Origin of the sequence: Streptomyces sp. NPDC051907, from assembly GCF_040681075.1 — a bacterium.
GTDB lineage: Bacteria > Actinomycetota > Actinomycetes > Streptomycetales > Streptomycetaceae > Streptomyces.
The window spans coordinates 41,902-55,109 of the sequence record NZ_JBFAYB010000038.1 but is presented as its reverse complement, the minus strand read 5'-3'; the positions used below and the strand labels follow the sequence as shown (position 1 = coordinate 55,109).

Annotated in this window: 12 protein-coding genes and 1 pseudogene; 4 read left to right on the top strand and 9 right to left on the bottom strand. The window is 73.7% G+C overall.

Going from position 1 to position 13,208, the window contains the following annotated elements; all coding sequences use genetic code 11:
• Window positions 1-130 precede the first annotated feature (130 nt).
• Window positions 131-745, top strand: a complete 615-nt coding sequence (locus AB0M39_RS20915) for a DUF4865 family protein (protein ID WP_365366421.1) — start codon at window positions 131-133, stop codon at window positions 743-745.
• A 61-nt stretch (window positions 746-806) separates the two neighbouring features.
• Here the strand turns inward: AB0M39_RS20915 and AB0M39_RS20910 are convergent, their stop codons facing one another.
• On the bottom strand, window positions 807-1,688 hold the full coding sequence (locus tag AB0M39_RS20910; RefSeq protein ID WP_365366419.1) for a YegS/Rv2252/BmrU family lipid kinase: 882 nt from the start codon (window positions 1,686-1,688) through the stop codon (window positions 807-809).
• A gap of 29 nt (window positions 1,689-1,717) precedes the next feature.
• Window positions 1,718-3,313, bottom strand: coding sequence for an FAD-binding oxidoreductase (locus AB0M39_RS20905; RefSeq protein WP_365366417.1), 1,596 nt, complete (start codon window positions 3,311-3,313; stop codon window positions 1,718-1,720).
• Window positions 3,314-3,384: 71 nt separating this feature from the next.
• On the opposite strand from AB0M39_RS20905, the gene AB0M39_RS20900 reads away from it, so the two are divergent.
• A complete protein-coding gene (locus tag AB0M39_RS20900) occupies window positions 3,385-3,984 on the top strand; it encodes a TetR/AcrR family transcriptional regulator (RefSeq protein ID WP_365366415.1) in 600 nt (199 codons plus the stop codon).
• Window positions 3,981-5,534 (top strand): glycerol-3-phosphate dehydrogenase/oxidase, encoded by a 1,554-nt coding sequence (locus AB0M39_RS20895; protein WP_365366413.1) that lies wholly within the window; start codon window positions 3,981-3,983, stop codon window positions 5,532-5,534. The genes AB0M39_RS20900 and AB0M39_RS20895 overlap by 4 nt, the downstream gene beginning before the upstream one ends.
• A gap of 145 nt (window positions 5,535-5,679) precedes the next feature.
• Here AB0M39_RS20895 and AB0M39_RS20890 read toward each other — a convergent pair whose 3' ends face one another.
• The 4 genes from AB0M39_RS20890 to AB0M39_RS20875 all read right to left on the bottom strand — a co-directional run bounded on the left by AB0M39_RS20890 (window position 5,680) and on the right by AB0M39_RS20875 (window position 9,647).
• Entirely contained in the window at window positions 5,680-6,426 is a 747-nt protein-coding gene (locus AB0M39_RS20890) for a DJ-1/PfpI family protein (RefSeq protein ID WP_365366411.1), read from the bottom strand.
• Between the two features lie 27 nt (window positions 6,427-6,453).
• Window positions 6,454-7,080, bottom strand: a complete 627-nt coding sequence (locus AB0M39_RS20885; RefSeq protein ID WP_365366409.1) for a DJ-1/PfpI family protein — start codon at window positions 7,078-7,080, stop codon at window positions 6,454-6,456.
• Between the two features lie 162 nt (window positions 7,081-7,242).
• Window positions 7,243-8,226, bottom strand: coding sequence for a GlxA family transcriptional regulator (locus tag AB0M39_RS20880; protein WP_365366407.1), 984 nt, complete (start codon window positions 8,224-8,226; stop codon window positions 7,243-7,245).
• 110 nt (window positions 8,227-8,336) lie between these two features.
• The gene (locus tag AB0M39_RS20875; protein WP_365366404.1) at window positions 8,337-9,647 is read right to left on the bottom strand and encodes a phytase; all 1,311 of its coding nucleotides are present in this window, start codon (window positions 9,645-9,647) and stop codon (window positions 8,337-8,339) included.
• 128 nt (window positions 9,648-9,775) lie between these two features.
• Between AB0M39_RS20875 and AB0M39_RS20870 the strand changes: the two are divergent.
• Window positions 9,776-9,964 (top strand): annotated as a pseudogene (locus AB0M39_RS20870) (phosphopantetheine-binding protein); the annotation flags it as partial.
• Window positions 9,965-10,022: 58 nt separating this feature from the next.
• Here AB0M39_RS20870 and AB0M39_RS20865 read toward each other — a convergent pair.
• From AB0M39_RS20865 to AB0M39_RS20855, 3 genes are all read right to left on the bottom strand, one after another.
• Complete coding sequence (locus tag AB0M39_RS20865; RefSeq protein ID WP_365366402.1) at window positions 10,023-10,421, bottom strand: GntR family transcriptional regulator; 399 nt, start codon at window positions 10,419-10,421, stop codon at window positions 10,023-10,025.
• Between the two features lie 31 nt (window positions 10,422-10,452).
• Window positions 10,453-11,850 (bottom strand): tetratricopeptide repeat protein, encoded by a 1,398-nt coding sequence (locus AB0M39_RS20860; RefSeq protein ID WP_365366400.1) that lies wholly within the window; start codon window positions 11,848-11,850, stop codon window positions 10,453-10,455.
• A 645-nt stretch (window positions 11,851-12,495) separates the two neighbouring features.
• Entirely contained in the window at window positions 12,496-13,191 is a 696-nt protein-coding gene (locus AB0M39_RS20855) for a hypothetical protein (protein WP_365366398.1), read from the bottom strand.
• Window positions 13,192-13,208: the final 17 nt, after the last annotated feature.

The following is a 13,208-nucleotide window of genomic DNA, read 5'->3' as shown; positions in this document are numbered from 1 at the left end:
GGTGGCAGTACAGCTGCCACCTCGCGCAGCGCGTTGTACCTACTAGTATGTACACGCGCAGCCTATGGGTGCGCTACGCCCCAAACGGCCCTGCGACCCACCGACCGTTCACCGGGAAGGCAGCACCTTCGTGTACGCCAAGCAGTACGAGATCACCCTGCCCGCCGACTACGACATGAAGGTCGTCCGCAAGCGGGTGGCCGACGGGGGCCACGTCCTCGACGATCGCGCCGGGCTGGGCCTGAAGGCGTACGTCGTCCGCGAGCGCGGCGTCGAGGGCTCGCCGGTCAACCAGTACGCGCCGTTCTACCTGTGGAACGACACCGGCGCCATGGCCCGGTTCCTCGTCGGAGGCGGCGGATTCCAGAACATCGTCCGGGACTTCGGGCGTCCGATGGTGCGCCACTGGACCGGCATCGCCTGCCACGCCGGGCCCGCCCGCGCGGCGAGCCCCAGGGCGGCCTCGCGCCGCCTCACGCCCATAGCCGCCGACCTCGGCCCCGACGCGGCCGGGCTGGCTCTGGCCGCGCTCGTCGAGACGGAGGTCCAAGAGCTTCGGGAGCTCGCCCGGCGCGGCGACGTACACACCGCCGCGCTCGCATTCGATCCCTGCCGCTGGCAGTTGATGCGGTTCGTCCTGTGGCGGGACTCCGCGGCGCCGGACGAGTCGGCCACCGAGCGCTATGAGGTGCTGCACCTGTCCTCGCCCGGCCTCGGCAGCCTTCCCGAGGGGCGGGCCTGGTAGCACCCGCGGGGGCCGCCGGGCCGGGCGAGAAGCCCGACCCGGCCCGGCTCGGCCCCAGCGGTCAGCAGATCACCTGCAGCGATCCGGGCCGCACCGTCGCCACGACGGGCAGCGACGCCTCGATCTCGCCGTCCGCCCCGTACGGCATGGCGCGGTCGGCCTCGATGCGGATCTCCTTGCCTCTGAGGACCTCCACCTCCGGGCGGAGCACATGCGCCCCCGTCTTCAGCTCGTTCATGATCGTGAAGAACAGCCGCTTGGGCGCGTGCCGGATCACCACCACGTCCAGCAGCCCGTCGTCGAGCGTCGCGCCGGGGGCGATCTGGCGGCCGAAGCCGTAGAACCGGGAGTTGGCGGCGACGACCGTGTAGCCGCTCATCTCGTGGCGTTCTCCGTCGACGGTGATGGTGTAGTGCGCGGGCTTCCAGTTCAGCACCGCCCGCATGCCTCCCGTGTAGTACGCGGCGGCGCCCCCGAAGACCCGGGAGGTGTTGGCGTACTGGTTGGCGACGGCGTCGACGCCCGCGTACACGCTGCCGAGGACACATGTCCCGGCGTGCTTCGCCGACTGGAGCTCGATGGTGTCGACCGCGCGCGGCACCCCCTCGACGAGCAGCCGCGCGAGCGCCTGCGCGTCGTCGGGCAGGCCCAGGGCGCGGGCGAAGTCGTTGCCCCGGCCGGCCGGGACGATGCCGAAGACCGTGCCGGTGCCGCTCAGGGCCCCGCCGACGCAGCCGGCGATTCCGTCCCCGCCCACGGCGAGGACGACGTGCCCGCGCGCGCCGGCCTCCAGGGCCAGGTCCCGCGCGTGCTGCAGACTGCGGCTGTACTCGGTGTCGAGTCTCGCCCCGGCCTCACGCAGCAGCCGGCCCAGCGGAAGCAGGGCAGCCGTGCCGCTGGAGCCCCCCGCCGTGGGGTTGACGATGGCGGTGAAATGTCGCATGGATGCGCCTCCGGATGGCACCGCGCAGGTCAGCGGACGGGGATGAGGACGCCGGGGTTGAGAACCCCGGCGGGGTCGAGCTCGTTCTTGACTGCCTGCAGGATGCGCACGCCGACGGGGCCGATCTCCTGCGTGTACCAGTCGCGGTGGTCGGTGCCGACCCCGTGGTGGTGGCTGATGGTACCGCCGGCCGCCAGGATGGCGTCGTTGGCTGCGTGCTTGACCGGGGCCCAGTGGGCGACCGGGTCGTCTCCCTGGGCGGAGACCACGGTGAAGTACAGGGACGCGCCGTTCTCGTAGACGTGCGAGATGTGGCACATGACCAGCGGCGGGGTGCCCGCCTCGGTCAGCGTGCCGGTCAGCGCCTCGCGCACCGCCGTGTACAGCTCCGGCAGCCGGGACCAGAACGTGGCTGTCTCCAGGGTCTCGGCGAACGCCCCGGCGTCCAGCAGGGAGTCCCGCAGATAGGGGGCGTTGTAGCGGCCGTGGGCCCAGCGCTCGCCGGGCTCCTCGCCGATGAGCTCGCCGCCGCAGGCGAGCAGGATGTCCGCGACGCGGGCGCGCCGGTCCGCGGTGTCCTCGGGCGTGCCCTCGTAGCCGGCGATGGCCATGCATCCGGCCGACTGCTGCGCCGCCGACTGCCCGATGGCGTCCGGCTGGGCGAGACCGACGAACGTCTCCGTCTCGTCGGACAGCCGCAGCACGGTCGGCTGCGGGCCGCTCTGCGCGATGGTCCGCAGGGCGGCCGCGCCCTGCTCGAAGGACGGGAAGCGCCAGCCCTCGTAGACCTTGGTCTGCGGCAGCGGGCGGACGCGCACCGTCACGGCCGTGATGACGCCCAGCGCGCCCTCTGAGCCGAGGATCAGCTGACGAAGGTCTGGGCCGGCGGCGGACCGCGGTGCGCGGCCCACCTCCAGCGTGCCCTCGGGGGTGGCGACGGTCAGGCCCAGCACCATGTCGTCGAAGCGCCCGTACCCGGCGGACGCCTGGCCGCTGGAGCGGGCGGCGGCGAAGCCGCCGACGGTGGCCCACTCGTAGGACTGCGGGAAGTGGCCCAGGGTGAAGCCGCGTTCGTTGAGGAGCGCCTCGCACTGGGGCGCGCGCAGACCGGGCTGCAGGACGGCGGTGCGGGACACCTCGTCGACGGAGACCAGGCCGTCCAGACGGCGCAGGTCCAGGGCGACGAAGGGCCGTCGTCGCTCGGGGGCGAGGCCTCCGACGACCGAGGTCCCGCCGCCGAACGGGACGGCGGACAGGCCGTGCTCGGCGCAGACGCGGAGCACCGCCAGCACCTCGTCGTGGGTGGCGGGCAGCGCGACGGCCGCGGGGATGTCGTCGACCTCGCCGGCGCGGATGCGCAGCAGGTCGGGGGTGGACTTGCCGCGGGTGTGCCGGATCCGGGCCTCGGAGTCGACCAGCAGCTGCGCGGGGCCGCCCAGGGCGTCCGCGAGCGCCGTGCGGGCCGCGTCGTCGAGGGGGCTTTCGGGCGCGGCGACGGCGTCGATGCCGGCCGGGGCGCTCTTGCCGGGTGTGACGCCGAGCAGATCGCGCAGGAGGCCGGTCACCGAGTCCGGCAGCGGCGCCGCCTTGGCCGGGTCGCCCCAGCCGCTCCACAACATGTCCACTTGGAACCTCACCGTTTCGTTTTTTGCGGGTCGTCGTGTCGCACGGCCCCCGAGGCATTACACTGTGACAGATGACGCCCATTCGTCACAACCGCTCGGACGGAGACACCGTTCTCGACGCCGCACGCGACTGTGTCCTCGCTGTCGGTGTACGCCGCACCACCCTGACCGACGTGGCCCGTCGCGCCGGGGTGTCCCGCATGACGCTCTACCGCCGCTGGCCGGACGTCAGGACCCTGGTCGGCGACGTCATGACCCGTGAGTGGGTCGGCCTCGCCGTCGCGACGATGCCCGACCAGAAGGACGGCATCCCCACCCGGGAGCGGATCGTGGGCGGACTCGTCGCCGGCGCCGCCGCCTTCCGCGACCACCCGCTGTTCCGCAAGATCATCGATGTGGACCCCGAGCTGCTGCTGCCCTATGTGCTCGACCGCCGCGGCGCCAGCCAGGACGCACTGCTGGGTCTGATCACGGGTGCGCTGCGAGAGGGGCACGCGGACGGATCCGTACGGCAGATGCACCCGGACCGCCAGGCGCGCGCCCTGCTGCTCGTCGTCCAGTCCTTCACCCTCTCGCTGCGCACCATGACCGACGAGAGCGACCCCGAGCTCGACGACGCGGCCTTCCTCGAAGAGCTGCGGACCATTCTGGAGAGGACCCTCGCCCCATGAGCCCCTCACGCCCACCGGCCTCCGCCTCCCTCAACGCGGCACGGCGAAGCCGTGAGCTCCGCGAGCTCGCCGACGGCGCCCGCGTCGACGTCCTGGTCGTCGGCCTCGGCGCGACCGGTGCGGGAGCCGCGCTGGACGCGGCGTCGCGCGGACTGACCGTCGCCGCGATCGACGCGCACGACCTCGCGTTCGGGACCTCCCGGTGGAGCTCGAAGCTCATCCACGGCGGACTGCGCTACCTCGCCACCGGCCAGCTCGACGTCGCCCACGAGAGCGCCGTCGAACGCGGAGTCCTCATGGAGCGCACCGCGCCCCACCTGGTGCGCGCCCAGCCCTTCGTACTGCCCCTCACCCCGCTGGTCTCCCGTGGCCAGTCCGCGCTCGCCTGGGCCGGCTTCAGGGCCGGAGACGTCCTGCGAGCCTCCGCCCGCACCTCGCGCTCCACCCTCCCGGCGCCCCGCACCCTCTCCCGCGTCGAGACCCGGCACATGGTGCCCGCGCTGCGTCCCGGCGGGCTGCGCGGCGGACTGCTGTCCTGGGACGGCCAGCTCACCGACGACGCACGCCTGGTGACCGCGATAGCCCGCACCGCGGCCCGGCACGGCGCCCGCGTCCTCACCCGCACCCGAGCGCTGTCGCTCTCCGGCTCCGGGGCGCGCGCCCGCGACGAGCTCACCGGAGAGGAGTTCGACATCCGCGCCCGCACGGTCGTCAACGCCACCGGCGTCTGGGCCGGCGACCTGGCCGGCGAGGTACGGCTGCGCCCGTCGCGCGGCACGCATCTGGTGCTCCGCGCGGAGGAGCTGGGCAGCCTGACCGCCGGCATGCACATCCCGATCCCGGGGGAGTCGAACCGCTTCGTCCTCGTCCTGCCCCAGGGCGACGGCCGGGTGTACGTCGGACTGACCGACGAGCCGGTCGACGGAGACATCCCGGACGTTCCCGAGGCGCCCGAGACCGACATCGGCTTCCTCCTCGACGTCCTGGGCTCCGCCCTCGACGTGTCCCTCGACCGCGACTCGGTGGTGGGCGCCTTCGCCGGACTGCGTCCGCTGCTGGACACCACCACGGCCGCCGGCACGGGCCGCACCGCCGACATCTCCCGCAAGCACGCCGTGCTCACCTCCCCCGACGGCGTGACCACGGTCGTCGGCGGCAAGCTCACCACGTACCGGCGGATGGCCCAGGACGCCGTCGACGCCGCCGTCGCCGCCAGCGGCCTGAACGCACCGCGCAGCCGGACCGCGTCGATTCCCCTCGTGGGCGCCGCGGCGCCCACGACGCTCAACGCCCTCCCGGCGCCCCGGCGTCTGGTGCGCCGCTACGGATCCGAGGCGCCCGCCGTCCACGAACTCGGCCTCGCCGACCCTCAGCTGGCCGAGCCCGTCGTACCCGGCCATCCGGTCACCGGCGCCGAACTCCTGTGGGCGGTGCGCCACGAAGGCGCCCTCGACGAGTCCGACATCCTCGACCGCCGCACCCGTATCGGCCTGGTCCCCCACGACCGGCAGACGGCAGGCGAGGCGGCGCGCGAAGCCCTCGCACGCTGAGGACGCGCCGCTGAGCCAGCGCCGCGGCGCGCGATCGAGAAAGGCGCTCGACCACCCTTGCGGCACAAGGGTGGTCGAGCGCCCTGTCGTTCAGCGGGTGCGCCCCTGGGGGATCGCGGTCGGACCTACGAGGGGGCCTCGGCTGCTACGCCGGCGACGACGTCCACACCGTGCCCCGGCTCTCGTACTCCAGCATCGCCTCCAACCCCGTCGCCGCGTCCGCCCCCAGCTCGCGGCGCACCAGCCACAGGGCCAGCTCCAGTCCGGAGGTGATGCCGCCGGCCGTGACGAGGTCGCCGTCGTCGACGACACGGGCGTTCTTCAGGACCCCGCCCTGCTTCTCGAGGTCCGCGCGCGCCCGGTGATGGGTGGTGCAGGGGCGGCCCTGGGTCAGCCCGGCGGCGGAGAGCAGCATGGCGCCCGTGCACACCGAGCTGATGGTCAGGCCCGTGCGAGCCGCGGCGGCCAGCGCCTGGGGGAGTGTGCCGCGATCGATCTCGGGCCATACGCCGGGGCTCTCGCGGCGGGCGTACCCGCCGCCGGGCACCACGAGCACGTCCGCCTGACGCGGCGCCCAGGCATGCTCGATCCGGACCCTGGATCCGTAGGCGGCGCGCACGGACGTGGCGCCCGTGGCCGAGACGTAACGGACCTCCACCCCGCGGTCGCTGTGGTGGGAGGCGGCCGAGAACACCTCGTAAGGGGCGGCGAAGTCCAGCTCCTCGACCCCGTCGAACAGGACGACGTGCACGCGTAGGGGCTTCTTCGCCGACGGCCGTCGGCGAGGCGCCGCGGTCGGCGCTGCCGTCGCCGGCGCTGCGGCGAGGAGGCCGGCGGCCAGCGAGGCGCCGCCCGCCGCCGTCGTGGCGCGAAGCAGGTCTCTGCGGTCCATGTGTGGGACTCCTGTCGTCGTGCGGGCCTAGGCGCGGGTGTCGGGCGCGGCCCTGAACATCTCCACCAGCTCGGCGGGCGCCTTGCTCGGCGAGCCGGCGTCGTACGGCGGCTGGGGGTCGTACTCCATCACCAGCTGCACGGCCTGCGCGTGCCTGTCGCCGGCGATCTTGCCCGCGAGGGTGAGCCCCAGGTCGATGCCGGCGGACACACCGGCCCCGGTGACGTACTTGCCGTCGAAGACGACGCGCTGCTCGGTCGGCTCGACCCCGAACTCCTTGAGCTGGTCCAGAGCCGTCCAATGGGACGTGGCCCGGCGGCCCTTGAGCAGTCCCGCGGCCGCGAGCAGCAGCGAGCCGGTGCACACCGAGGTGATCCAGGTGGCGTGGGCGTCGACGGTGCGCAGCCAGTCGAGCACCGCCTCGTTCTCGAGGTCCGGCGTCGGGCCGCCCGGGACGACCACGATGTCGGGCCGGGCGACCTCGGCGAGCGACTTGTGGGCGACGAGGGAGAGGGTGCGGTTGTCGTCCGTGACCGGGCCGGCCTGCTCGGAGACGAAGACGGTCTCGGCGCCCGGGAGCGGGGCGAGCGTCTGGTACGGGCCGACGGCGTCGAGGACGGTGAAGTTGTCGTAGAGGAGGATCGCGATCTGCATGGTGTCCCTTTCTGAGCGATGGACGAGGACAGACGGACGGGCATGGCGGAGGTGCTCGGCGCGCGTCCTGTCGTGGGCGGGCCGAGTGCGTCGAGATGCGGTGGGGCGAGGGGCGCCGCTTCAGTGCGACTGGGTCAGTGCGGCCGGGTCAGTGGAACTGGGTCAGTGCACGGGCGCCGCGCGGAAGCGGCGCCGGTATTCGACCGGCGCCGAGTCCAGCGCCTTGGCGAAGGCGCGGCGCATCGCCTCCGAGGTGCCGTAGCCGCAGGCGCGCGAGATCTCCTCCACGCTGTCGGCGGTGTCCTCCAGGAGCCTGCGGGCGTGCTCCAGGCGCACCCGGTCGACGTAGCGCCCCGGGCTCACTCCGGTCTCGGCCTGGAAGGCGCGCGCGAAGTGCCGTGGGGAGAGGCGGGCGCGCTCGGCGAGGGACGCGACGGACAGGTCGTCGTCCGGGTGCTCGGCGATCCACTGCTGGACCTCGCGCAGCGGCTCGCGCTGCGCGGTCTGGGCGGCCAGCTGGGCGCTGAACTGCGCCTGGTTTCCCGGGCGGCGCAGGAAGACGACCAGATGCCGGGCGATGGCGAGCGCGACGTCGCGGCCCATGTCCTCCTCGACCAGGGCGAGCGCGAGGTCGATGCCCGCGGTGACGCCGGCGGAGGTGGCGATATGGCCGTCGCGTACGTAGATGGGATCCGCGTCGACCTCGATGGCCGGATGGTCGCGGGCGAGCGTGTCGCAGTACGCCCAGTGGGTCGTGACCCGGCGGCCGTCGAGGAGCCCCGCCTCGGCCAGCAGGATCGCGCCGGTGCAGACGGAGACGAGGCGCTCGGCCTCCGGAGCGTGCGCGCGCAGCCAGTCGATCAGCGCGGGATCCGGATCGCGGGTGCCGGGCCCGCCGGGCGCCAGCAGGATGTGCGGCACGGGCGCGTCGGCGAGGGCGAGGTCCGGTACGAGGGTGAGCCCGCTGGAGGTGCGGACCGGGCCGCCGTCGAGGGACGCGGTGCGCACGCGGTAGACGCCGGGGTCCCCGACGCACATGCCGGCGCCGACGAAGACCTCGACGGGGCCGGTGACGTCAAGGCTCAGCACTCCGTCGAAGAGGACGACGAGGACGTCTTTTCCGGTCGTGTGCGGGCTCCGTGTCATGGCGTCGATTCTTCAGACCGCCGCCGGTGTCCGCAATGACGAGAAGCCCACCTTTCCTGCCATGGGTCTCTCGCACCGCGGACACCGGGCCCGGGCCCTGTCCGCGGGACTCAGTCGTCGACCGCGTCCATCACCTCTTCCAGGTCGACGAACTTGAAGCCGGTGGCCTCCCGCTCGCCCTCCCCAGGTGTGTCGTGGCCGTCCTGGACGACGAGCAGACCGTGCGGGTACTTCTTGCCGAGCGGCGCGTTGAGCACGGCCGCGCCGTCGCACTCCTCGGATCCGTCGACGTCCCGATCTGCGGTGACGCGGAAGCCGCCCTCGTACTCGTTGTCGTCGTCCAGCTCCCGGTCGTACATCACGAAGGTGTCGTCGCCCTGGCTGGAGGCCAGGATGTAGCCGTCGCCGTCCGGCTCCTCGAGCAGCGTCAGCCCCTCGACGTCGGCGGAGAGCCGCTCGCCGCCGAATCCGGGGTCGGCGCCCGGGACGCACTCCTCGGTGCCTTCGTCGTAGACGCCCGGAACTCCGAACTCCCGCACCTTGTCGATGAGTTCGGGCTTACCCGTGAGGTCGGCGCGGATCCGCCAGACGCCGACGTCCTCCTGGCCGGCGTAGAGCGTTCCATTGGCCGGGTCGACGACCATGCCCTCGACCTGGGGCAGTTCGCCGGGCTCGGCGCACGGGCTCCAGGAGGAGTCGTTCGGCAGGCGGAAGGACGAGGGGAGGTCCAGCGTGCGCACCGAGCGGTAGCCGACCGTGCCGTCGGGGGCGGGGATCAGCTCCAGCAGGGCGACGCGGGTGCGGTTGCGCTGGCTGACCACGGCGTACGAGCGGCCGCTCGCCCGGTCCGTCCAGGTGGCCAGGCCGTAGGCGGTCTTCTGGTCGTTGATCTCGTCCTGGCCGGAGGAGAACACGGGCGGCGCGGCCGGGTCGGTGACGTCGGCGAGCGGGCCGCCGGGGCGGTCGCGGTCGATGCGGTAGACGCGCAGACGGTCGTTGCCGCGGTCGGTGGTCACGGCGACGTCGGCGCGCCCCGAGCCCAGCCGCAGCCCGTGGACGAGGTCCACGTTGTTGAAGCGGCCGGGCGCGTCGTCCGGCCCGGGCCCGGGAGGCGCCGGTATCGACTGCACCGGGCGGGCGTCGAGATCGTAGACGCGCAGTCCGCCCTCCTTGGCGGTCGCGACCACCAGGCTGCGGCCCGGGTCGGCGGTGTTGCGCCAGATCGCCGGGTCGTCGGCGTTGGCGTTGCCGCCGGCCTCGTCGTCGTACAGCGTGGGCGCCTCCGCCTTGGGCGTGACGGCGGGCAGCCGTCCGGAGTTCTGGGTGCGCGCCTGCGCGGGCACGGCGACGGCGACGACCGCGAGAGTCGTGACCAGGGAGAGGGCAAGGGGGGTGGTCCGGGCGGAACGGGCTCTGCTCACGGATGCGCTCCTTCATGTCGGGACATGACGATCACTCGGGTGAGCCTGGTGGCGGGCGGTGGCGACCGGGCGTACCGCAGACGATGGCCCGGTGTGCACGGTATGAACTCTCGCTGGAATAGGGCGAGTTGCCCAGTGGCCCGACGTCCGGGGAAGGGCGCCGGTCGGTCCGACGGCTCGCCCGGCACCTGCCCGGGCGTCGAGGCGACCGGCGCCACTCGCTGCTCGCCACCCGCCTGGTGGGCCGGATCAGGGCAGCGCTCGGCGCGGACCTGTCCGTCCGCGCGGTCTTCGAGCCCCCGACCCCGGCGGCCCTCGCGGCCCGTCTGGACGGTGCCGGCGAGGCGCGCACCGCCCCGCCGCCTCCCCGGGCGGTCAGAGCAGCTGGCCGAGCCCTCCGCCGCCCTCGCGGCGCGCCTCGCGCAGCCCGCGCTCCACGGCCCCGACCCGCTCGGCGAGCTCGCCGAGCCGCCGGTCGAGCTGCTGGAGCTGGACGTGCAGCCCGTGCACCGCCCGCACGACATCGCGGACGGCGGGATCCGTCCCCGGATCGGCCACGAACACGCCCGGCTCCAACAGGCCCTCCACCAGCACCCCGTCCTCGATCAGCTGCCGGTACGCCGACTCGACCGCCCTGGCGAGCTTGCGCAGCTCGCCGGCGAGCACGTCCGGGCTGGGCAGCCGGTCGCCCGGCGCGTACACCCCGTCGGCGATATCGCTCCGGATCTTCGCCACGACGTCCTCGGACCTCAGCGTCCTGCGCATCTGCTCCATGCCGAGAATGTATCCAGCCCCCGGCGAGGCGTCAGCGCGCGGCCTGCGCCGCGGCCCGCTCGCGGGCGAGCGCCGCCCGCGCCGGATCGCCGAGCCGCTCTTCGAGACGTGCCTGGGCCGACCAGTTGTACGGGCAGACGGGCCGCAGCTGGATGCGCTCGCTCAGCAGCGTCCGCGCCAAGTCCGTGCGGCCGCAGTGCAGACACGCCTCGATCAGGGTGCGCTGGACCGCGTCGCGCTGCGCGTGGCTGCCGCCGAACTCGTGGAGACGCAGCCGCAGCGGCATCAGCAGATCGACGGCCCGGCCGTACTCCTCGCGCCCGTACGCGATCAGCGCCCGGCAGACCGGCAGCCCGATGTCCGCGGTCATGGCGCGGTTGGACAGCCCGGGGCGCGCCGTGGCCAGCCATTCCTGCCGGTCGTGGACGAGGCGCTCCGCCTGCGCGATGCGGCCGGCCCCGACGTACGCCATGACGGCGTGCGCGTCGTTGAAGGCGTAGTACGGGCCGTCCTCGCGGTTCTCCCAGGCGTCGGCGAGCAGGTCCCACCGTGCGCTGTGGACGTCGCCCGCGAGGTGGAGCCGCCACAACAGGGCGGCGGCGTCCAGGAGTTCCATCGCCGCTCCCGCCGACCGCTCGTGGTGGAGCGCGGAGTCGTAGATGTCCAGCACCCGGGCGGTGTCGCCGAGCTCCAGGGTGTAGAGGGCGTAGTGCCACCAGTTGTGCACGGTGAGCAGGGAGCCCGCGGACCAGTCGTCGGTGCGGGCGTCGAGGAAGCGGATGCCGTCGTGGAAGCGGCCGCGCATCTCGTAGGTGTGCACCACGCCGTGGATGCCCCACACATCGTGCGGATGACGCTCGACGGCGGCCAGACCGACCTCCTCGGCCCGTTCGTAGTACCCGGTCTCCTCCAGGCCGAACGCGTACATGCCGAGCAGCGGCCCGCGGTGCGGATCGTCCTCGGGCCAGGCGCCGAGCGCCCCTCCCACCCGGTCGCGCAGCCGGGTGGCGTCCCCGGTGAGGAAGTCGTGCTGGTGGCCCGCGAACAGCGCCAGCGCGTCGCGCGGGTAGGCGACGGTGAGATCGCCGAGCAACCCGCCGGCGCGGTGGACGTCGCCGTCCAGCCACGCGGTCGCGGCGGCCAGATGCATACGCTCCCTGGCCGTCAGCGACTCCTCGTCGAGACCGCGCCGGAAGGCGGCGAAGACCCGCTGCGCCTCGGTCGCGTCCTTCTCCTCGGTGCCCAGCACGGCCAGATAGGCGGCCAGCACCTGGCCCATCGTGGAGCGCGGCGAGTCGGCGAGCACCGACTGCGTCGAGTCGACGACCGCGGGCCGGAAGAACAGCAGGTCCTCCACGGCCTGTTCATAGTGGGCAAGGGCGTCGGCGCTCGTCTCGCTCATCGGGTGCCCGTGCCGGTCCGCTGTCATGGCCTACTCCTGTGTCGTCCGCTGTGTGCAGGTGTACGGCTCGACGGAGCACGTTCGCGCGGTCCGCGCGCGGGACGACCGCCGTCCCCGAGGGCGCGGGGGCCGCTCGCGGGCCGGTTGCCCTCCGCGTGAGCTCGGGCGCCGTGGAGCACTGGGGAGCCTGCCCACGGCGAAGCCGAGACAGTGCACCCGTGCGGATGAGCGGGGCCGCTGCGGGGCTGACTTGGCGGGGCGGACTGGCTCGGTTGGCCTGGCTCGGCGACCTGGCCCTGGCTGACGATCGGGGCTGGGCGATAGTCGCCTTGGTGCCCGGCGGCGCCGCCGCCCGCGCGGCCCTGCTGGAGCAGCTGGGCGGGGGCGGCGCGTGGAGCCGCCGTGACGAGCGGCTGGTCGACGGCACGCCCAGTGGCCTGGCTGGGCCTGGCCTCGGCTGCTTGGCCTGGCGACCTGGCCCGGCTGACTCGGCCCGGCGGCTTGGCCCACTTGACCTGACTCGGCGGCCCGGCTCGGCGACCTGGCCCCGGCTCGCCTGGCTCGGTGGCTTGGCTTGGCTGACCTGACCCCGCGACCTGGCCCCGGCTGACTTGGCCCAGCGACCTCGCCCAGGTGCCTGGCCTGCGGAGCGCGGGCGTTCGCCTGCGCCGGTCAGCTCACCGCGGCGCTCTCCAGTACCGCGACTACCTCGTCCTGTTCGGCCGTCCCGTCCGGCGCGATGCCGATCAGGAAGGCCGAGCGGCTGTCGCTCACCCTGACCACGGTCATCCGGAGGCGGCTGGTGTTGCCGTCGCCGTCGTCCACCTTCATCGTCACCGCGTGGGCGGGGCGGTCGCTCACCTTCGTCGCCCGGGACTCCTCGACGCTGGAGCTTCCATCCGGGTAGAAGAACACCGCGTTGGACTTGGCGGCCCTCTCCGTCTGCTGCTTCAGCTCGGACTCCCGCAGGGGCCCGGCCCGGCCGGCGAGGACGACGCCGCCCTGTTCGTCCTCGTCGCGGTCCTTCGCGCCGCCGTCGCTCGGGGCGTCGCTCGTCTCGGAGTCGCTCGTCTGGGAGATCGACGAGGTGAAGGCGGAGACCAGGTCGCCCTTCTCGTGCTGCTCCCAGCCGTCGGGTATCGCGTACGAGAGGCCGGCCGCCTCGTCCGTCACCCGGGGCTGGCCGGCCAGCGCGCCCTCGTCGCGCGTCAGCCACCACGCGCCGCCGGCGATCAGGGCGAGGACCAGCGCCCCCGCCCCGGCCGCCGCGGCCGCTCGACCGCCTCGCCGGCGTGCTGGCGGAAGCGGCGCGGGGTGCTGCGGGTACGGCGGAAACTGCGGAGGACCGGCGGGCGGTGACAGGGTCATGGTCCCAGTGTTCTCTT

What these genes read in the sequence shown, in the direction of transcription:
- AB0M39_RS20910 (WP_365366419.1), bottom strand. Translation starts at nt 1,688, where the DNA reads ATGCGACATTTCACCGCCATCGTCAACCCCACGGCGGGGGGCTCCAGC.
- AB0M39_RS20900 (WP_365366415.1), top strand. Translation starts at nt 3,385, where the DNA reads ATGACGCCCATTCGTCACAACCGCTCGGACGGAGACACCGTTCTCGAC.
- AB0M39_RS20895 (WP_365366413.1), top strand. Translation starts at nt 3,981, where the DNA reads ATGAGCCCCTCACGCCCACCGGCCTCCGCCTCCCTCAACGCGGCACGG.
- AB0M39_RS20890 (WP_365366411.1), bottom strand. Translation starts at nt 6,426, where the DNA reads ATGGACCGCAGAGACCTGCTTCGCGCCACGACGGCGGCGGGCGGCGCC.
- AB0M39_RS20885 (WP_365366409.1), bottom strand. Translation starts at nt 7,080, where the DNA reads ATGCAGATCGCGATCCTCCTCTACGACAACTTCACCGTCCTCGACGCC.
- AB0M39_RS20880 (WP_365366407.1), bottom strand. Translation starts at nt 8,226, where the DNA reads ATGACACGGAGCCCGCACACGACCGGAAAAGACGTCCTCGTCGTCCTC.
- AB0M39_RS20865 (WP_365366402.1), bottom strand. Translation starts at nt 10,421, where the DNA reads ATGGAGCAGATGCGCAGGACGCTGAGGTCCGAGGACGTCGTGGCGAAG.
- AB0M39_RS20860 (WP_365366400.1), bottom strand. Translation starts at nt 11,850, where the DNA reads ATGACAGCGGACCGGCACGGGCACCCGATGAGCGAGACGAGCGCCGAC.
- AB0M39_RS20855 (WP_365366398.1), bottom strand. Translation starts at nt 13,191, where the DNA reads ATGACCCTGTCACCGCCCGCCGGTCCTCCGCAGTTTCCGCCGTACCCG.